General features: G+C 70.1%; 13 protein-coding genes and 1 pseudogene. 7 read left to right on the top strand and 7 right to left on the bottom strand.

Annotated features, from left to right (window positions below; genetic code table 11):
* The first annotated feature begins 235 nt into the window (after nucleotides 1–235).
* Together ACFYW8_RS01695 and ACFYW8_RS01690 are read left to right on the top strand one after the other, a co-directional pair.
* Nucleotides 236–739: an AAA family ATPase gene (locus ACFYW8_RS01695; protein WP_389065882.1), complete on the top strand. Its 504-nt coding sequence runs from the start codon at nucleotides 236–238 to the stop codon at nucleotides 737–739.
* Nucleotides 740–1,136: 397 nt separating this feature from the next.
* The gene (locus tag ACFYW8_RS01690; RefSeq protein ID WP_389065879.1) at nucleotides 1,137–1,958 is read left to right on the top strand and encodes a maleylpyruvate isomerase family mycothiol-dependent enzyme; all 822 of its coding nucleotides are present in this window, start codon (nucleotides 1,137–1,139) and stop codon (nucleotides 1,956–1,958) included.
* Between the two features lie 57 nt (nucleotides 1,959–2,015).
* Here the strand turns inward: ACFYW8_RS01690 and ACFYW8_RS01685 are convergent, their stop codons facing one another.
* Nucleotides 2,016–3,899, bottom strand: a complete 1,884-nt coding sequence (locus ACFYW8_RS01685) for a glycoside hydrolase family 15 protein (protein WP_389065875.1) — start codon at nucleotides 3,897–3,899, stop codon at nucleotides 2,016–2,018.
* 124 nt (nucleotides 3,900–4,023) lie between these two features.
* Nucleotides 4,024–4,548, bottom strand: a complete 525-nt coding sequence (locus tag ACFYW8_RS01680) for a hypothetical protein (protein ID WP_389065871.1) — start codon at nucleotides 4,546–4,548, stop codon at nucleotides 4,024–4,026.
* A 410-nt stretch (nucleotides 4,549–4,958) separates the two neighbouring features.
* On the opposite strand from ACFYW8_RS01680, the gene ACFYW8_RS01675 reads away from it, so the two are divergent.
* Both ACFYW8_RS01675 and ACFYW8_RS01670 read left to right on the top strand, forming a co-directional pair.
* Nucleotides 4,959–6,059 (top strand): winged helix DNA-binding domain-containing protein, encoded by a 1,101-nt coding sequence (locus ACFYW8_RS01675; protein ID WP_389065867.1) that lies wholly within the window; start codon nucleotides 4,959–4,961, stop codon nucleotides 6,057–6,059.
* 537 nt (nucleotides 6,060–6,596) lie between these two features.
* Nucleotides 6,597–9,242 (top strand): alpha-L-rhamnosidase C-terminal domain-containing protein, encoded by a 2,646-nt coding sequence (locus ACFYW8_RS01670; protein WP_389065862.1) that lies wholly within the window; start codon nucleotides 6,597–6,599, stop codon nucleotides 9,240–9,242.
* 164 nt (nucleotides 9,243–9,406) lie between these two features.
* Here the strand turns inward: ACFYW8_RS01670 and ACFYW8_RS01665 are convergent, their stop codons facing one another.
* Nucleotides 9,407–9,832, bottom strand: coding sequence for an ATP-binding protein (locus ACFYW8_RS01665; protein WP_389065859.1), 426 nt, complete (start codon nucleotides 9,830–9,832; stop codon nucleotides 9,407–9,409).
* Between the two features lie 406 nt (nucleotides 9,833–10,238).
* Between ACFYW8_RS01665 and ACFYW8_RS01660 the strand changes: the two genes are divergently transcribed.
* A complete protein-coding gene (locus ACFYW8_RS01660; protein WP_389065855.1) occupies nucleotides 10,239–10,889 on the top strand; it encodes a hypothetical protein in 651 nt (216 codons plus the stop codon).
* 347 nt (nucleotides 10,890–11,236) lie between these two features.
* Here ACFYW8_RS01660 and ACFYW8_RS01655 read toward each other — a convergent pair whose 3' ends face one another.
* Nucleotides 11,237–11,728, bottom strand: a complete 492-nt coding sequence (locus tag ACFYW8_RS01655; protein WP_365873675.1) for an FBP domain-containing protein — start codon at nucleotides 11,726–11,728, stop codon at nucleotides 11,237–11,239.
* A 71-nt stretch (nucleotides 11,729–11,799) separates the two neighbouring features.
* Between ACFYW8_RS01655 and ACFYW8_RS01650 the strand changes: the two genes are divergently transcribed.
* Together ACFYW8_RS01650 and ACFYW8_RS01645 are read left to right on the top strand one after the other, a co-directional pair.
* Complete coding sequence (locus tag ACFYW8_RS01650; RefSeq protein WP_365873673.1) at nucleotides 11,800–12,369, top strand: WHG domain-containing protein; 570 nt, start codon at nucleotides 11,800–11,802, stop codon at nucleotides 12,367–12,369.
* 236 nt (nucleotides 12,370–12,605) lie between these two features.
* Nucleotides 12,606–13,664 carry a PucR family transcriptional regulator gene (locus ACFYW8_RS01645; protein WP_389065846.1) on the top strand — a complete coding sequence of 353 codons (1,059 nt, stop codon included), beginning with the start codon at nucleotides 12,606–12,608 and terminating at the stop codon, nucleotides 13,662–13,664.
* Between the two features lies 1 nt (nucleotide 13,665).
* Here the strand turns inward: ACFYW8_RS01645 and ACFYW8_RS01640 are convergent.
* The 3 genes and pseudogenes from ACFYW8_RS01640 to ACFYW8_RS01630 form a co-directional block, all read right to left on the bottom strand.
* Nucleotides 13,666–14,106, bottom strand: a pseudogene (locus ACFYW8_RS01640) (flavodoxin family protein); the annotation flags it as partial.
* Between the two features lie 406 nt (nucleotides 14,107–14,512).
* Complete coding sequence (locus ACFYW8_RS01635) at nucleotides 14,513–15,958, bottom strand: tetratricopeptide repeat protein (RefSeq protein WP_389065842.1); 1,446 nt, start codon at nucleotides 15,956–15,958, stop codon at nucleotides 14,513–14,515.
* Between the two features lie 5 nt (nucleotides 15,959–15,963).
* Nucleotides 15,964–19,431 (bottom strand): CHAT domain-containing protein, encoded by a 3,468-nt coding sequence (locus ACFYW8_RS01630; protein ID WP_389065839.1) that lies wholly within the window; start codon nucleotides 19,429–19,431, stop codon nucleotides 15,964–15,966.
* Between the last annotated feature and the right edge of the window lie 13 nt (nucleotides 19,432–19,444).

Below are 19,444 nucleotides of genomic sequence, written 5' to 3'. Positions count from 1 at the left end.
GCCGGCGCACGCGCCACTCGGCCGACAGGGCCTCGCGCATCGCCCTGGCAGTGGCCCTCGGAGTCCCGGCCGTTTTCACGCCTTTCCCGGAATCACCTTGATGACATTGACTACAGGGGGCCCGGGACGTGACCGGTGCCCGGTTCACCGCCCGTCGAGATGTCGAAGCCGGGGGAGATCTCATCCGCACCCTGCGCACGACGACATCAGGATGCATGGCCAGTACCCTGGCTCCGTGACGCAGCATGTGGGCACCGTTGTCCTGATGTGCGGTCTTCCTGGGTCGGGCAAGACCACCTACGCGATGGAACTTGTGCGCCGTGGCCATGTCCGGCTCTCGATCGACGAGGCGGTCTGGCGACGACTCGGGCGGCGCGACGCCGGACTGGTGCTGGAAGCGGCGGCGTTCGACCGGCTCAAGGAGGAGGTCCGCGCCGAGCAGCGGCAAGAACTGGTCGAGCTGATGCTCGCGGGACGCGACGTGGTGGTGGACTACAGCTTCTGGAGTCGCGCCGCCCGTGACGACTACAAGGCACTGGTCGAGAGCCACGGTTGCCGCTGGGAACTGGTCCACCTCAAAGCCGACCGGACGACGGTGGAACGCCGGCTCAAGGTCCGCAACGGCGCGGAAGGCGCCAACTCCGTCACCGTGAACAAGGAGTTGCTCCACCGCTACTTGACCGACTTCGAGGAACCGAAGGGTGAGGGCGAGCAGGTCCTGCCGCAGTCCCCGGCTTGAGGACCGCCCAGATCGCGACCCCGGCAAACCGTGCCGCTCACGGCACTCGCCGAGTACCACCCACCTCCTGATCACCCGAGCGGCAGCGGTTGCCGGCCACGAACAACCGTTCCTGCTTCGGCTCAGCCGGCACGGACGGCTGAGCCGCCATGAACACCTCCACCGCGTCCCCGGCGACGCGTCACGGTGACCGTCGGCCGCGCTCACACCATCACCACGGGAACGAATGCCCGCTTTGCCCCCGATCACCCGCCCTTGACGCGCGTTCTCCCTGCTCAGGGTCTTGTCGCTGCTCCCGTTGCCTGGTCTTCTGTACGCCCGGTGAGCGAACAGCGCCCCGCCGCACCACGGTCTGCCCGCAGCCCGGGGCGGCGGGGCCCACAGGAGAGGCGACAACGTGGACTCAGTGGCTGGGCAGGACATGCGGAGGTCGCTGCCCGAAGGGCTGGGTGCGGCGATACACGAGACCGCCGAGGAGATCGCCGCGTTGCTGCGGACCGATGCCGACATGGAACGCCGCATTCCCGGGGCGGAGTGGAGTGTCGGCGAGGCGGCGGCTCATCTGGCCCTGGCCAACGGGCTGATGGCCGAGCTCGCGGCAGGTCATGCGCGCCCCTACGGAGACGGCACCCCGCAGAGCCTCGCCGAGGCCAACGAGCGGTCGCTGGCGGAGTTCGGGGAGCGGCGGGCCGAACCCTTGGCGGCGATGATCGTCAACCACGCCGATGCCTGTGTGAGGGCCTTGGACGAGGGTGCGGCGGAGGGGACCGTCGTCACTCCCCTGGGCTCGATGAGTCCCCAGGAGCTGGGCTCGTATCTGCTCACGCACATGCTCGGCCACGGCTACGATCTCGCCCGCGCGCTCGGCCGGGCGCACATGCTCGACCGGGCCCGGGTCCGGCTGACCCTGCCGTTCATGCTCACTGCGATGCCACGCGTGACCGATCCGCTCCGCACGGCCGGGATGAACGCCCGCTACGACATCCGGTTGTGGGGCGGCGGCCGGTTCGGCGTGACACTGGCCGACGGCGTACTGACCGTCGCCCCGCAGCCACCGGCCAGACCGGACTGCACCATCTCCATCGAGCCGGTCACCTTCCTCCTGATGGCGCTCGGCCGCCAGGGACAGGTGGGCCCCATCGTCCGCGGCCGCATCCTCGTCCGGGGCCGCAAGCCCTGGCTCGCGCCCCGCTTCCCGGGCCTGTTCACCGCGCCCTGAGCACGCGGATCGCTCTCCGCGGCGGTCCCCGGAGGTTCGGCCGCGCTCCGGACGGGGTCAACCCAGCTTGCGGTCGAGGTTGAAGGCGGCGCTGATCAGGGCCAGGTGCGTGAAGGCCTGGGGGAAGTTGCCGCACTGTTCACCCGTGTGGCCGATCTCCTCCGCGTAGAGGCCGAGGTGGTTGGCGTACGTGAGCATCTTCTCGAAGGCGAGCCGGGCCTCGTCGAGACGGCCGGCGCGGGTGAGCGCCTCGACGTACCAGAAGGAGCAGATCGAGAACGTGCCCTCCTCGCCCTCGATGCCGTCGGGGCTCGCCTGCGGGTCGTAGCGGTAGACCAGTGAGTCGGAGACCAGGTCCTCGCCCAGGGCGTCGAGGGTGGCGAGCCATTTCGGGTCGGTCGGGGAGATGAACTTCCCGAGCGGCATCATCAGCAGCGACGCGTCGAGGATGTCGCTGTTCTCGGTCTGGGTGAAAGCGTTGCGTGCGGTGGACCAGCCCTGGCTCATGATCCGCCGGTAGATCGTGTCGCGGGCCGCGCCCCAGCGGATGATGTCGGCGGGCAGGCCGCGGTGCTGGGCCAGCCGCATGGCCCGTTCGATGGCCACCCAGCACATGAGCCGGGAGTAGAGGAAGGGTTTGCGGCCCCCGCGGGTCTCCCACACGCCTTCGTCCGGCTGGTCCCAGTTGTCGCACACCCAGTCGACGAGCCCGCTGACGGTGTCCCAGTGGGCACTGGAGAGGGGCTGGCCCCACTTGTCGTAGAGGTAGAGGCAGTCGATCAGGGCTCCGTAGATGTCCAGCTGGAGCTGGCCGACGGCGCCGTTGCCGATACGCACGGGAGCGGATCCGCGGTACCCCTCCAGGTGTGCCAGCTCGCGTTCGGGCAGGTCACGACGCCCGTCGATGCCGTACATGATCTGCAGCGGGCCGTCCGGTCCGACGTTCTCGGGTATGTCGCTCTGGACGTGCTCGGCGAGGAAGCCCATGAAGGCCTCGGCCTCGTCGGTGAAACCCAGCCGGAGCATCGCGTACACGCAGAACGCGGCGTCGCGGATCCACACATAGCGGTAGTCCCAGTTGCGCTCGCCACCGATTCGCTCGGGCAGACTGGTGGTCGGCGCGGCGATGATGGCGCCGGTGGGGGCGTACGTGAGCAGTTTCAGCGTGAGGGCGGACCGGTGCACCATCTCCCGCCAGCGGCCGCGGTACCGCGACTGGGACAGCCAGCGCCGCCAGTACCGCACGGTGGCGTTGAAGTCCCTCTCGGCCTCGGTCACGGCGCAGAAGCGCGGGCCCACCTGGTCGTCGATCTGGTCGAGGGCGAAGACCGCGGTCTCACCCTCGTGCAGCTTGAACAGCGACCACACGTCCTGTCCGGCGACCTCGATCGGCACCGTGGACGTCAGGGCCAGCTTGAGCGCGGGCGAGGCGAAGACGGCCTGGCCGGCCTCCACGCGCGCGGTGTGCGGGACCGTCCCGTACTCGAAGCGGGGGGCGACCCGCGCACGGAAGGGCAGCGTGCCGCGGACACACACCACGCGGCGGATCAGACGGTGCCGCGCGGCCTCTCGCGAGTCGTCGAGGACGGGCATGAAGTCCTGGATCTCACCGACCCCGTCGTCCGCGAAGAACCGCGTGATCAGCACATTCGTGTCAGGAAAATAGAACTGCTTCGTACGCGCCGGGACGTCGGCGGCGAGTTCGAAGGAGCCGCCGCGGTCGGCGTCCAGGATCGAGGCGAAAACGCTGGGAGCGTCGAAGCGCGGGCAGCAGTACCAGTCGATGGTGCCGTCCGTACCGACCAGAGCCGCGCTGCGCAGGTCGCCGATCAGACCGTGGTCGGCGATGGGCAGATAGCGAGGGGTGCCCGCGCCACGCGGTCCACCAGGCGCGCCCCGGGTCCTGTCGTCCCCTCTGGCCTCAGAAGTCACATCAGCCATACCGGCCTCCTCTGGGCCGTCACCCGAGCCTCCCCCTCCGCTCCAGGCTAACGAGTCATCCGGGCTCGCGGGCGCTCGTACCTCCGCACACGGCTGTGGGCCACACCGTCGTGCGGCCCTGCCATCAGTGCTTGAGGACGACCTTCGCCGCCACGATGATCAGTCCGAGGGCCAGGTTCACGAAGCCCTCGGCGATGACGAGGCCGCGGGAGGCGCCCGCTCGGGCGGCTCCGAGGCACGCCCACATGACCTGCTGGGCCACCGCGATGCCCAGAGCGATCCACAGGCCCGTGTTCACACTCATGTCGAACACGGCGCTGAGGGCCACGGCGGCGGCGGGAAGGGTGGCGGCCTCGACGATGGACCACTCGTGCACACCGATCCGGCGGATCTCCCCCCAGGACCAGACCTGACCGACGATGCGCTCGCCCGCGAGCTGTGCGTAGACGTGGGTCGCCCAGAAGACCAGGCCGGTGATCATCAGAAGTGCGACGGCCTGGAGCCGTGGGTACTCCCCTCCGGTTCCGGCCGTGGCCACCACGGAGGCGGCCAGGATCGAGCCGTAGATGGCGCCCGCGTAGTCGGTTCGACGGTGTGCCGGCTGGTCTGCACGATCCCCACCCTCAGGTGGAACGCTGGAGCCACTCACCAATTCAAGATAGGCGGCGGGTCACGACCACGCCCGGCGAGTATGCCGTCCGGGTCGCCGCGCGGCAGGTTCGAAGACGCGCCGCCACTCACGGTTCGAGAGTTCCGGCACGGCTCCGATACGGTCCCCGAGCAGCGGACACATCCTGACCTCTGCCCCTGCAAGGGTGATCTCGCACCGGACAGCCCGACCGACCGGAAGGACCCGATCACCGTGACCACACCGACCGCGTCTGCCTCGATACCCGATGGGAAACGGGCCGACCACGCCGACGGCAGCCGTCACCGCGGCAGCTCGACGGCCGTGCCGCGCGCCGCCCTGTCCGCGCCGGACACCAGCCCCCGCGGACGCCGTTCCGCACCCCCTTCCGGACAGGCACGCACCCCTGGCGAGCGCCGCGCGGTGACACGATGACCGTTCTCGGCGGCCGGGCGCTCAACCGCGCGGCCCTCGCCCGTCAGCTGCTGCTCGACCGCGCGGACGTTCCGGTCCTCGAAGCCGTGACGCACCTGTGCGGCCTGCAGGCCCAGGAACCGCAGGAACCGTTCGTCGGGCTCTGGTCGCGACTGCGCGCGTTCGACCCGGCGGTCCTGGACGACCTGCTGATCCGGCGCGGCGTGGTGCGGACCCACCTCATGCGCCGCACGGTGCACCTCCTCGCCGCAGACGACGTCCGGGGCTGGCGAGACCGCCACGACGCCATGCTGCGCCAGAAGGTGCTCGGGACCTACCGCCGCGAACTCAGCGGGGTCGATCTCGACGAACTGGCCGCGGCTGGAAGGGCGTTGATGGCCGACGGCGAAGCGCGCACGGCGGCCGACATGGTGCGCGTACTGGCCACGCGCTGGCCCGCGCCAGGACGGCGGGCCCTGGGCGAAATGCTGGTCGCCGCACTCGTACCGGTCGCACAGACACCGCCCCGCGGACTGTGGCGCACCAGGGCGGGCGTGCGCAACGTGCTCCTTTCCTGCTGGCTGGGCCAGGACGTGGACCCGCCCGCCCCCGACGGCTCCGACCCGGTCGGCCAGGCCCTGGTCCGGCGGTACCTGGCCGCTTTCGGCCCCGCCACGTCCTCCGACCTGCGCGCATGGTGCGGCCTCGCCGGGCTGCCGGCCGCGGTGGCCGCCGTACGGGAGGAACTGGTGACCTTCCGCGACGAGTCGGGCCGGGAACTGCTGGACCTCCCCGACGCGCCACGCCCCGATCCCGACACACCCGCCCCGGTGCGGTTCCTTCCCGCGTTCGACAACGCGATCCTCGGCTACCAGGACCGCGGCCGCATCGTCGACACCGCCCATCGTGGGCTCTCCGTCGCGGGCGAGCGCGCGGTTCTGCTCGACGGCCGGGTGGCCGCGACCTGGAAGACGGAGGCGGACACCGTGGTCGTCACCCCGCTGCGCTCCTTGTCCCCGTCCGAACGGGCCGCCGTCGCCGGACAGGGCCAGGAACTGTCGTCGTTCCTCTCCGGCCGGGAAAGCGACCGCGTACGCGTCGTGGCGGCCGCCGGGTAGGGCACGGCAGACGGCCTCCGGTTCAAGGCCGGTCGGCCCAGGGCCGACCCGATGCCGGCCGCCCCGCCGACGAGTTGGCCACCGATCAGTTCCAGGAGCCGTCGGCCAGGTCCGTCCGTCGGCGTGGACGACCAGGCCGGTGAGGCAGTAGCCGCCGCCGTTCCGAATGAAGGCGTGCCGCGTGGTGCCGGGTAGCTGCTCTCCGTCGACATATCTGTACATGGGGTGCTGGGCTGACATGTCGCCGGCTCAGGCCTGCGATCACACAAGCGTCCGGCCGACGCCGATCGGATGGATCGGATGGATCGGATGCATCGGGTGGGATGGGATGGGGTGGGATCGGGCGAGATCGGTGGGGTCGACCGCCGGACGGAACTCCGGCTCGGCGGCGAACCCGGGCCGGCACCCGCTCGGCCCGACGGCCATCGATCCGCGCAGCCGGGCCCCGTCCAATCTCTGTACGCAGCCCCGCTCCTGAGATAACGTCACCTCGCCCACCAGGATTGAATCGTTTCAATCAGTGAGGAATGAGGCGCCATGCCGTCGAACAGCACTTCCGAGAACGCCCCGCAGTCCGGTCTCCCCCGGCGGTCGGTGATCGCCGCCGGGGCCGGCGTCCTGGCCGTGTCCGCCACGGGCCTTCCCGCCGCGGGGACCGCCTCCGCCGTCGAGGTCTCGGCCCGTACGGCGGCCCCCTCGTCCGCGCCCCGCCTGGGAACAGGCTGGCAGCGCTACGTACAGGCTCCGGCATCGCGTGCGGTACAGCCCGTGCGCGTCATCGCCGCCGGCGGAGACGTCGGCAGCCCCGACGGCCTGTTGCGGCCCGGCGGCCCCCGGACCGTCCTGCGGCGCCCCCGGCCCGCGGCGGCCCCGCGCTGGCCGGACGGCACCGTGGCCGAGGCGTCCTCCGCTCACGCGGGCAACAACGGCAACGACGGACAACCGCGCACCTACGACGCCAAGAACGCCATCGACGGCGATCCGGGCACCTTCTGGAACGACGACACACTGGGCGTGTTTCCCGACACCCTCACCATCACACTTCCGGCGGCGCGCGAACTGTCGGGCATCACGCTGATCTCCAACAGCGACGGTGTCCCCACCGGATTCACGGTCGACGTGTGGCAGAACGGCGCGTGGCAGACGGCCGCCACCGTCTCGGACAACGATGTCATCCAGCGAGCCGTGCCGTTCGCGGCCAAGGTGTCCACCACCAAGGTCCGCGTCACGGTGACCGGTGTCCAGGACACCCCGCGAGGGGCCTTCACCCGGGTCAACGAGGTGTGGCCGGAGCCTGTCGAACCCGTGACGGCACCCAGTGTCACGGTGGACTTCGGCAAAGTGGTCGTCGGATATCCGCGCGTCCGCTTCACCTCCGCGTCGGACAACTCGCCCGGTGTGCGGCTCGCGTTCTCCGAGACCCTGCAGTTCCTCACCGACCGCTCCGACTTCACCCGCTCCGACCAGTCCGGCGGGGCGGGCCGGGGAACCGACCAGTTCGCCGTACCGGCCGCGGGCGCGGACTGGACCGACCACAAGGGCTATCAGGCGGGCGACAAGGTCTACGCGGACGGACTGCACGGCTTCCGCTATCTCAGGATCACACTCGACGCGCTGGCGGGCGACGCACCCGCCGCCCAGCCGTGGGGAACGGTCGAGATCGACTCGGTCGGCCTCGACTTCAGCGCCTACCTGGGCACGCCCAGCACCTACCGGGGGTGGTTCCTGTGCTCCGACGACGACCTCAATCGCTACTGGTACGGAGCCTCGTACACCAATGAGCTGGTCACGGACACCTTCCGACAGGACGACGTCGACCCGCGCAACGCCTGGAGCCCTTCACTCGAAGGCAAGCCGGTGCTGCACGACGGCGCCAAGCGCGACCGGGACCCCTACGTCGGTGACCTGGCGGTGTCGGCACGCACCCTCTACCTGACACATGACGACGCGTCCGCCGCCGCACGCAACGTCCTGGCCGACCTGGCCGACCATCAGCGGGCCGACGGCTGGATCCCTCCCGCCTCCATCGCCGGTTACACACTGCCCCTGTTCGACTATCCGCTCTGGTGGGTGACCTGCAGTTGGGACTACGTGCTCTACACGGGAGACCGGTCCTACGCGAACCGCTACTACCCGAACCTGCTGAAGGTGCTCGACACCTGGTATCCGAGCGTCACCGACAGCGCCGGTCTCCTGAGCAAGGGCCTCAACGGCACTGGAGGATACGGCGATTACGCCTTCCTGGACCGCACCGGACGCATCACCTACTACAACGCCCACTACGTCCAGGCCCTCAACGACGCTGCGCTGCTGGCACGTTGGCTCGGCCGTGCGGACGATGCGAACCGCTGGACCCAGCGGGCCGCGTCGGTGAAGGACGCCATCAACGCCCATCTTTGGGACGAGACCGCAGGCGCCTACCTCGACTCCGCGACAGGACCGGTCAGACACGCTCAGGACGGCAACTCGATCGCCATCACGGCGGGGGTCGCCGGCAGCGAACGCGCCGCCTCGGCCCTCGCCCATCTCGACGCCACCACACAACGGCCTTACGGCAACGCGTTCATGGACAACGACACCATCTTCGGCGATGCCTCGCAGCGTGTGTACGCCTTCACCTCGTACCCCGAGATAGTGGCACGCTTCGAGGCCGGCCGGGCGGAGTCGGCCATCGACCAGATCCGGCGCACATACGGCTGGATGGACAGCCACGACCCCGGCATCACGAACTGGGAGGGCATCGGTCCCGGCGGGTCGTTGTACGAGGGCGCCTACACCAGCATGGCGCACGGCTGGTCCACGGGCGTTCTCCCGGCGTTGACGCACCAACTGCTGGGCGCCGTGCCGACATCCCCCGGATACGCAACCTGGGAAGTACGGCCGCATCCCGGCGGCATCGCCTGGGCTCAAGGACAACTGCCCACACCTCAGGGACCTTTGGAGGTCTCGTGGGAGAACAGCGCTACGGTCTTCACGTTGACCGTGCATGTGCCCGCGGGAACCCGAGGTGCGGTCGCGATCCCGACGGACAGTCGTGATGTGACGGTTCGAACGGGCGGGCGCGTGCTCTGGGGCGGGCACCGGGCGTCGGCCGGCGACAACGTCCGGGTCACCGACGGCCGGATCACCGTTTCCGGCCTGCGCGCGGGCACACACAGCTTCTCCGCCGTTCGGCACGGCTGAGCCTCGCCTGTCCGAGGCCGATCGGTCTCGGGACCGGTCTCGGGTCCGGTCTGTGTGCCGGTCTGTGTGCCGGTCTCGGGACCGGTCTCGTGGCGCCCTACCATCCCGTCGGCATGGCACGTCGAGCGTCACGCGCGCGCTCCGCCCACGAACAGCGGGGAGCCTCAGCCATCGTCACCGCGCTGTCGCCGTCGGGCGCCGGCCGGGCGGAAGCACGCCGTGACCGTTTTCCCGTGCCGCTGACACTTCATGGCCCACTCGTCGGCGAGCATCCGCACGATGCCGACCCCGCGGCCGGACACCGCGCCCGGTTCCGGATCGCGCTGGAGCGGCAGCGTGGAGTCCTCGTCGTGGACACTCACGTGCAGGCAGTCGCCGTCCCAGGTGAGAACGAGAGACGCGTCGCTGTGAGCATGGATGTGGGCGTTCGTGAGCAGTTCGGACACCGTCAGCACGACGGCGTCCACCGTCTCGGGTTCCTCGGCCGTCCAGGCCAGGGACTCCAGGTGTCCGCGGGTCCAGCGTCGCCCGGCGCTCACCCCTCCGGAGACCGGGAACGAATGTGCCCAGCCCATCGCCCTGACCGCCATCGCCCGACCTCGCTCCCGATCGACTCGCCCGTGCCCCCTCGTACCGGCCGGGTACCCGCAAGCCGCCCACCCAGTCGGCACCGCGGCGAACGCGTCGGAGACATCGCGGCGACGCTCCAGGCATGCTCCGCCGACGAGTCCGAGCGGGATGTCACGCGCTCGGCGGGGAACGCGGACGACACCTGTGGGAGTCAATCCGGCACCACGACCCGAGCTCCCCTTTGGGGCGAACCAGCACGCGAAGGGAACAACAGGCCAACAGTGTCCGTACTATCTGTAAGCCGGGGCATACGCATCAAGTGCGGCCGCCCAGTCACACAGCCCGGTCAGCAGGAACACGCCCGCCCCCGCGACACCTTCCCGGTGTGTTCATGTGGCGACCGCGCACCGAAGAGAGGTCTCCATCGTGCCCGACACCAAGACTCCCACCGAACTGACATCGCAGTACACCGCTCAGGTGGTCGGCGACCTGGAGCGCAACGCCAAGGAGCAGGAGCGCGTCGGTGCGGAAATCGACGCGCTGCAGGAGCAGTTGAACGCCCTGCGGCACGACCACGCGGTCCTCACCAATCTGCACCGGGCGCTGGAGGTCACGGGCGCGCCCATCGAGGCCGAACCCGAGCCGGCGGCGCCGTCCTCGGTGCCCCGCCAGAAGACTTCCGGCAAGTCCGCCGACGGAAAGCGCCAGCGGACCAGGAAGGCCGACGCCCCGAAGGAGACGGCGGCGCGGACCTCGGCGGCCAGGAAGCCCGCGGCCGAGGCCACCTCGGCGCAGCCCACACTCATCGATCTCATCCGCCGTTACCTCACGGAACAGCGGGAACCGCGCTCCGCCGCGGAGGTGTCCACGGCGCTCGGCCAGACACACCCCGACCGTCGCATCCAGACCAACGTCGTCCGGACCACGCTCGAGAACCTCGTGGCCAAGAGCCATGCCCACCGCGCCAAGCAGGGAAGTTCCGTGTTCTACACGGCCGTCGGCGCTCAAGAGCCGTCGGCGTCGGCGTCGAACACGGACCGGCCGACGGAGTCGGAGGCAGTGGCGTCCGGCAACTGAACCGGTCAACCTCGTTTCCTGGCACGGGACTCGGACACGCGCTCCGAGGCCGTGGACGAAACGGTGGGGCACTCGCGAGAGTCGCCCATGTGTCCGGCACCGCTCCGCGCCGAACACCTTGATGTGCCCTCTCCCGTAGGTGGCCTCCGCCCCTTCGAGAACATGGTGAAGTCCGGTGCCACGGCCGCGGCGTCCGCGCCGCGGCCCGCAGCCGACACGGCGATCCGGTCCCGCGCCGGGATCCCGCACATCCCGGCGGCCCGGCTCACCGCGGCCGAGCGCCATGTGACGGGCTTCGACGGACCGACTCGTCCTGCCTTCGGCGGCCGTACACCCGGAAAGTCGCCTCAGGCCGTCACCTTGGCGATGAACGCGGCGAGGTTCGCCATGGTCCGCTGGATCTTCTCCTCCAGGGTCAGCGACTCGTGGAGCCGCCCTCCGACGCCGGCGTCCTTCTTCCCCCGTACGTACAGCGAGCAGGCGAGGTCGCTGCACAGATAGGCGCCGACCGAGTTGCCCTGCTGTCCGGCCTTCCCCGCCTTGGGCGCGACCATCAGGGAGACACCGCCGGTGTGGGTGGTCACGCACATCGAGCACATGCTGCGCCGCAGTTGGCCCGAGGTCGTACTGGGGCAGCGGAGCTGGAGGGCCTTCGGGCCGCCGTCCAGTTCGGCCACGATGTACGCCCGTTCGGGCGCCTGCGGGTCCCGCCAGCCGAGGTAGTCGAGGTCCTCCCAGGGCCGGTCGGCCAGGTCGCGCGGGACGGACAGACGCTTGGCCTCACCCTTGGTGCAGTTCACGAACGCGGCGCGGATCTCTTGCTCGGTCAACGGCTTCATAAAGCTCACGGTAATTTGCCTAAAGGTATTAGGCAAATGCATAATCGACTAGGTCGAGGGAGAGGAAGGCCATGGTTCGCGCGGGACTGAACGCCGAGCGCCTGACGCGGGCGGGGGCCGAGCTGGCCGACGAGGTCGGCTTCGACCAGGTGACCGTGTCGGCGCTGGCCCGGCGGTTCGACGTCAAGGTCGCGAGTCTGTACTCGCACCTGAAGAACTCCGACGACCTGAAGACCCGTATCGCCCTGCTCGCTCTGGACGAACTCGCCGACCAAGGGGCCGCCGCACTGGCCGGACGGGCCGGCAAGGACGCGCTGACCGCCTTCGCGAACGTCTACCGCGACTACGCCAGGGAACACCCCGGCCGCTACGCCGCCGCGCAGCTCAGGCTCGACCCGGAGACCGCGGCGGCAAGCGCCGGCGTCAAGCACGCGCGGATGATGCGGGCGATCCTGCGCGGTTACCACCTGACGGAACCGGATCAGACCCATGCCGTCCGGATGCTGGGCAGCGTTTTCCACGGCTACGTCAGCCTGGAGATCGGCGGAGGTTTCAGCCACAGCTCCCCCGACTCGCAGGAGAGCTGGTCGCGCGTCCTGGACGCCCTCGACGCCCTGCTGCGGAACTGGCCCGCGGCCTGAGACCGGCGCCTCCACCGGCCGGACACCGCCGGCACCGGCGTGTCTTCCGGTCCTGTGCCGACCACCGCCGACTCTGCCGGTGTCCGGCACAGGACCATCCGCCGTGCTCCCCTGCCACATCGTGCATCGGGTCGCGTGACAGGCGCATTGCCGGTTCCCGGCAGTGTTGCTTAGTCTCTGCGTGCCGGTCACCGCCAAGAAGTCGTCACCGGGCCGTCAGGAAACCGGGGGACGATGTGATGGATCGGCAGATACCCGAGCAGTATCTGGAGGGCTATGCCCGGATACTGTCCGATGTCTCCGTCACCGGCAGGCGCCTCACCCGGGACGAGATCGAGTCCCGGCGGGCCCTGGGCGAACGGGCCGCCGACGCCGGTCACGGACTGCCCGCCCTCGTCAGTGCCCACCTCTCCGCGACCCGCGCCGCCTGGCCCGCCTCACCGGGGTCGGCCGACTGCACACTCGCCGCCGTCCAGCAGGTCATCGACGCATTCGCCGAGGGCTACGGCCGGGCCCAGTTCCTCGCCGTACGCAAGGAGGAGGCCGCGCGCCGCGAGTTCATCGACGACCTCCTCTACGGGCGCAGCGACCTGGGCCGCCTCGCCGAGCGTGCGGAACGCTTCGGTCTGCGGCTCTCCCACGCGCACGCCGTCGCCGTCGCACAGGGCCCGACGGCCTACGACGAGTCGGCGCCCGTCCCCCGCCGGGTGGAACAGTCCCTCATCGCCCGCTTCGGCGACCGCAACATCCTGTTCACCACGAAGGACGGCAGGATGCTGTGCGTCGCACCGGGCGACCAGGACGACGTCCTCACCCACTTCGCCAAGCAGGCGCACGCGGCGACCGACGGCGGGCAGGTGGCCGTCGGCAGGCCCCAGCCCGGACCCGGCGGGGTCGTCCAGTCCTACGAGGAGGCGCTGAACACTCTCGAACTCGCCGAGCGGCTCGGCCTGGACGCTCCCGTGCTGCACGCCGCCGACCTGCTTGTCTACCCAGTCCTCACCCGGGACCGCCAGGCGATGGCCGACCTGGTCCTCGCCGCGCTCGGCCCGCTCACCGGCGCCCGCGGCGGCGCCCAGCCACTCCTGGACACCCTCACCGCGTACTTCGACACCGGCTGCGTCGCCGCCGCGGCGGCCCGCCACCTCTCCTTGAGCGTGCGCGCCCTGACGTACCGCCTGGAACGCATCCACCAGCTCACCGGGGCCGATCCCGCCGACCCCGCGCAGCGCTACACGCTGCAGACCGCGGTCATCGGCGCCCGGCTGCTGGACTGGCCCGCGCGGAGTCTGTGACTCAGCGGTAGTCGGGGTTCGGGGCGTCGGGACTGCAGCCCGCGTCCCATAGCGAACGCTGGTTGCCGTGGGCCGGAATGCCACCGGACCGCTTCAGCAGGGCCGCCATGTGCATCAGGTTCCAGGTCATGAAGGTGGTGTTGCGGTTGGTGAAGTCGTTCTCGGGCCCGCCCGAACCCGGGTCGAGATACGACGGGCCGGGGCCCGCCGGACCGATCCAGCCGGCGTCGGCCTGCGGCGGAATGGTGTATCCGAGGTGCTGGAGGCTGTAGAGGAGGTTCATCGCGCAGTGCTTCACGCCGTCCTCGTTGCCGGTGATCAGACAGCCGCCGACCCGCCCGTAATAGGCGTACTGCCCGGCCGAGTTGAGCAGTCCCGAGCCGCTGTAGAGCCGTTCGACGACCTGTTTGGTGACCGAGCTGTTGTCACCCAGCCAGATCGGCGGAACACTCTGGCACCCTACTTGACCAGCGAGGATGATCGGAAGAACCTGACTCAGCGTCCGCGCCTGGATACCGCTATGCACGAATCACCTGCGGTCATGGCGTCCCACCAGCTCGCCGCTGGAGGTCGAGGGCGAGACAGCGAAGCGGAACCCACGCCACCAAGCACTCGAGTGGGACTTCGAGATCTACTCTTCAGGGGACGGAAGGTCGTCGCCGGTAGCGGCTGCGACGCGTCAGCCGGGCAGCTCTCACCCGTCCGTCGTCCGGGGGCCCGCTGCGAGCGATCCACTGCAGTCCACCACCGCCCTGACCATCCCTCACCTCATGCCGTCGGCGGCCACTGTGCGCGCGACGCAGGCCGCCTGAGCGTCGGCCCGATGCACGGCGAGGAGGTACTCGCGGTCACCACAGCCGCGGCTGCTTCAGGTCGTCCAACGCCCGGCGAGCGGCGAGTGCGCGCACCAGCGGATCGCCGAAGCCGAGGAGCTCGATCACGTCCTCGAGCCTCTCCTCCAGCAGGGGCTCGAGAGCGTCGAAGCGCCCGGCCAGGACCAGCGCCTCCATGAGGAGGGCCACCGACTTCTTGGTGCGGTCGTCGGACCGGCCCAGATACCGGTCTGCTGTGTCCAGCGTCTCCCTGGCCTCCTCGACCGCGTCGTCCCACCGTTCCTGCCGAAAGTAGACGATCGCCAGCAGCCGCCGAGTTGCGACAACGGCAGGATGGCCGGCGCCGAGGGCGGCCTCGCCGCGTTCGAGCAGATGCCGGACCTCCGGTTCGACCGCGTCCGAGTCCGGCTCCGGGTCTCGGTCGGCCAGCAGCGCGTGCCATCGACCCAGCTCGTCGAAGATCGCCTCCGCGGTGAGCTCCTCCTCCGACCGGGCCTGCGCCGGCTCCTCCGGTTCGACCGCCGGACCGTCCGCACCTCCCTGAGCGCTCTGAGCGCTCTTCAACCGCGTCCTCACCAGGACGGTGTCGGGGTCGTCCGGTCCCAGGGCCGACTCGAACTCCGGAAGAAGCGCGGCCCACACGCGCGCGGCCTCGTCCCGGCGACCCGCTCTGTCGTGGACGACTCCGATGTTGTTCCGGGCTCTCAGGGTGTCGCGGTGCGCTGCTCCCAGGCTCGCCGTCCGGTCGGCGACGACCCGTTCGACGACCTCCAGTGCCCGTCGGTGGTCACCTGCCTCCAGGAGGGTCTCGCCGAGCCCGGTCTCCAGGTCTGACACCAACTGATGCCCTGCGCCGCTGATCTCCACCTGGACGGCGATGAGGTCCTCCCAGATCCGGGCGGCACGCCGGTACTGCCCCACCTCACAACAGGCGCGCGCGAGCCTGCTCCTGCTCTGCCGGCTGGCCGGTGAGTCCGGTGGGAACCACAGCTCGATCACCTCGTTGACGCGCTCGCACAGGGGCAAGGCTGCACGCCACAGCCCGCTTTCGAACAGCATGTCAATCATGCGTTCGAGGAGAAGGGCGATGTCCGTGCCGTGATCCTCGGCCCTGGTGCAGCCCAGCCAGGCGGACAGGTGCGGGGTGAGTGTGATGCAGCGCGCGGTCTCGCCCGGAGCCCCGGGGTCGCCGAGGTAGCCGGCGATGCCTGCGATCGCGGTGAACTGCCACCGCTCACCGAGAAATCGGCGGAATTTCTGCTGGACCCGGGGCGCGACGGAGCAGGTGCCGTCCGAACCTCGCGTCAACAGCCCGGCCCTGACGAGCGCGGCCAGGTCCGCATCGCGATCCGGCGTCGACGGGAGCAGCTCGACCGGAATGCGGTCGGGCGCCAACCAGGCGGTGGTCGCGAGGACGGCGAGCGCCGTCCCGGGGAGTGATCCGAAATCGAAGTCGCCCACCCCGATCACGCTCCGGTGTGCACGAACGAGGCCCAGACCGTCGGCGTCGCGGGACAGTGCTCGCGCAACCGGCGGACGGCGAGGTGCAGCGCGTGGGCGGAGGTCTCGACCCGGAGTTCCCGACTCCCCGCATCCGTGAGGTGGGAGTAGAAGGTGTCGAAGATCTCCCCGGCCGTCGCATCGCTGACCGGCCAGAGCGCACCGATGACGTGGCGGAATCCGGCGAGTTGGAGGGCGCCAGTCAGGTGCAGTCCTTCGTCGGTCAGGTCCGAGCCGGTCTCGGCGGTACTGCAGGCCGACAACACCGCCAGCTCACGGCCGGCCAGTTGGAGCGCGGCGAGCTCGGCCATCGTCAGCGGGTTCCCCTCGTGGTCGGCGAGCAGGAGTCGGCTCATGCCCGGAGAGTGGATGTCGGTCACCGCGTGGCAGGCCAGGTGGACGTTCGCGTGGCTTTCCAGCGCCGCCAGGAAGGCCTGCTTCGTCGCCTCGGTCCCGGTCAGCAGGCTCGCGTCGGGCAGCCAGTGCCGGATCGCGGCGACCTCCGTGTCGACGCCGCGCAGCGGGACGGTAGCGGGGGCCTGCGCCTGCGCGACGATCACCGTCCGGCTCGGGCCGGTGCTCTCCGGCATCTGCCGTACGAAGTGCAAGGCGCGCAGACTCGTCGTGTAGGAGGAGACCACTCGGTCGAGCACGCCGTCCGCAGTCCCGTTGCCGGTCGCGTGCCAGGGCAGGTGGCTCAGGAATCCGAGCGGACACCACCACATGCGCGGCCAGTCGCCGCCCTGGGACACGGGTTCCAGCCCGAGCTCGGCGAGGATCGGCTCGGCGGCGGCCGTCCAGAGCCAGGCCAACGTGTCACGCACCGCTGCCTGTGCCTGGAGGCGGACCCGCAGGGTGTAGGTGGCCGTCAGCGCGTAGTGCCGGGCCGTCAGGAAGGTCAGCACCCGTTCCTGCGTCGGCTCGTGGGCCAGTTCGGGCAGTTCGAGGATGCGGACGGGCCGGTCGGCGTCGGCGGTGACCAGGACGGCGTACCCCTTTTCGTCGCCGGTGGCGATCAGGGCGATCGGGCCCTGTGCCGCCGCATCGGCGAGGGAGTGCTGCGCGTCCGGTGCGGCCGTGGCGTGCAGGTTCCGCCAGCGGTCCATCAGCCTTCGCCGTTCCTGCGCAATGTCCCGTTCCAGCTCGCGACGCCGGGAACTCGTCCCTGTCGCACTGTCGCGGAGATCGAGGGCCCGCAACGCGGCGGTCAGCTGCAGCAGTTCGGCGGTCTGTGACGGGTCTGTTCCGGATGCACCCGGGTGGACGGTCATGACGTCCTGCGACAGCAGGCCGCGGCTTCGCTCGATCAACTCGACTGTCCGCACCGGGTCCTCGGCCGCGATCCCGGCCTCGATGAGCTGCCCGGTGAACCCGCGGTAGCGGCGCAGGACGTTTTCACGGTCGGCCCGGAGCGGGCCGGAAGCGACGTTCAGCCGACGGAGGTCAATCATCTCCGCCAGGTCGTCCAGGGTCCGGCCGGCTGTCGGCGCCGGCAGCTGGCTGCGCAGCACCGCCGCGGTCGTCCTGACGTCGAGCCGGGCGTACGGCGAGTCGATCACCCGGTCGAACCCGGCGCGCGCCTCCAGGGCATGGCTCGGGTCTTTGGTGACCCTTGCCAAGTTTCCCAGCGCCGTGACGCGTTCCAGTTCCGCGGCGACCAGGGTCCCGGGCATGGCGACGTCGGCGCGGGCCAGCACCTGCTCGGCGAGTCCGATCGCCGCCCGGAGCCGCTCGACGTCGCCCGTGGCCACGCCCCGCAGGACCTGGACACGAGCCAGCTCGCACAGCACCATCGGCTCCTCCGGGCCGCCGGGTGGTACCAGCGCCCGCGCCTGTTCGCCGTACTCGACGGCCTCGTCGATCGTCGCCACCGACCGGTGCGGGGAGCGGCGGAAGATGTCACCCAGAACCCTGGTCAGCAGATGCAGGATCGCCATTCGCTGCGCCGCCGGGAGGTCCGGGAACTCATTGGCCCGCTTGAGGGAGGTGAGTGCTTCCTCCAGCAGCTCCGGGCTCTGGCGGCGGCCGCCGTCGTAATGAACGGCCTTCGCATGGCTCAGATAGGTCCCCGAGGCGGCAACGGCATCGGCGTCGTTGACGACCTCGATCGCGAGCCTGCTCTCATGGACCGCCTCGTGCAGTGCTTCCAGGTCGTCGGTCAGCTCGTAGACGGTCCGGTGAGCCTCCGAAAGTGCGATCCTGACGAGTCTCGCCTTCGCCGGATCCGATTGCTGAATGGACTCGACAGCGGTGCGTGCCAGCGCGACCGCCTCCCGCGCCGGGTCCAGGTCATGGGTCTGCTGGGCGAGCCTGCCCAGCTTGGCCGCCAGATAGATCCTCGCCAAAGTCTGTGTGCCGCCGTCCTGCGCCACGGTCAGCAGGCGCCGGCTCAGTCCGACGGCCCGTCGGAGTCCGTCGATGTCACTCTCCTCGGCCAGATCCTCCAGTGCCGCCTGGCAGAGGACCAGGAGCACGGCGGTTTCGGTCGGGCGGTGCGGCGGCGACGAGGCCAGGAGGTCGTGGCAGCGGGCCACGGCGGTGGCCCGCTCGCCCCGGCCGGAGGCCAGAAGTCTCGTCAGCACGGCCGACAGATGCCCGACCGCCAGGCTCTTCAACTCCTCCGGAAGCTCTCCGTACAGGTCGAGTGCCTTGAGCAGTGGCTGGACCTCATCAATCAGCAGGCCGAGCTGCATCAACGCATTCATCAGGGCGAAGCGGTGGTCCACCTCTCCCGAAGCCATCGCGCGTAGCCTGTCGCGCCCCGCCAAGTCATACATGGCCGTGTCATGGTGGTGGTCCATCAAGGGACGGTCGGCCTCCTCGGGGCGCATACGAACGTGCACGAGGCCGCCCACGTCGACGGCCCGCATGCAGACGTCCCGCTCGTGAGAGGCCGCGCGCAGGACACTCAGGACGACGAGGAGTTGCTTGAGCACCCTGGTCAGCTCGGGATGATCCGGAGTGGCAGCCACGAGGGCCAGCTCGAGAATGTCGACGGCGAGCCTCAGGGTGGCGAGGTCACCCGTGTCGGCGTAGCTCAGGAGCGGCCCGCCGTGCAGCTCCAGCCAGACCGTGGGATCGGTGACGAACCCGGTCTGGCGGGAGAAGGTCGCCAGGGGGTCGTGACCGGCCCGGTAGACGCGGCTCATCTGCTCGGGGACGAGATCCGGCGTCACGGCGTAGACCGGTCCGAACAACTGGCCCGCTATCTCCAACTCCAGCATGTCCTGTCCGGGAGGTCCGACCAGGCTGCGTTCCAGGAACATTCCGGCGGAGAGCCCGATGGCCTGCAGATCGAACTGCCCCTTTCGACGATGCCCCAGAAGTGCCACCACCTCAGCCAACGCGTCCATCGACAGCAGTATCTCCCGGCCCGAACCGCCCCGGGCAGCGCCCAGTCTCGCGAAGACCTTCGCCACCAACTCGTCACGCATCCGACCGCCCCCA

Origin of the sequence: Streptomyces sp. NPDC002742 (assembly GCF_042888885.1) — a bacterium.
GTDB lineage: Bacteria > Actinomycetota > Actinomycetes > Streptomycetales > Streptomycetaceae > Streptomyces.
This window is presented reverse-complemented; position numbering and strand designations above follow the sequence as displayed.

Excerpts from the sequence above, each read along its gene's own strand:
- ACFYW8_RS01655 (WP_365873675.1), bottom strand. The coding sequence starts at position 11,728 with ATGAAGCCGTTGACCGAGCAAGAGATCCGCGCCGCGTTCGTGAACTGC.
- ACFYW8_RS01630 (WP_389065839.1), bottom strand. The coding sequence starts at position 19,431 with ATGCGTGACGAGTTGGTGGCGAAGGTCTTCGCGAGACTGGGCGCTGCC.
- ACFYW8_RS01665 (WP_389065859.1), bottom strand. The coding sequence starts at position 9,832 with ATGGCGGTCAGGGCGATGGGCTGGGCACATTCGTTCCCGGTCTCCGGA.
- ACFYW8_RS01685 (WP_389065875.1), bottom strand. The coding sequence starts at position 3,899 with ATGGCTGATGTGACTTCTGAGGCCAGAGGGGACGACAGGACCCGGGGC.
- ACFYW8_RS01675 (WP_389065867.1), top strand. The coding sequence starts at position 4,959 with ATGACCGTTCTCGGCGGCCGGGCGCTCAACCGCGCGGCCCTCGCCCGT.
- ACFYW8_RS01650 (WP_365873673.1), top strand. The coding sequence starts at position 11,800 with ATGGTTCGCGCGGGACTGAACGCCGAGCGCCTGACGCGGGCGGGGGCC.
- ACFYW8_RS01670 (WP_389065862.1), top strand. The coding sequence starts at position 6,597 with ATGCCGTCGAACAGCACTTCCGAGAACGCCCCGCAGTCCGGTCTCCCC.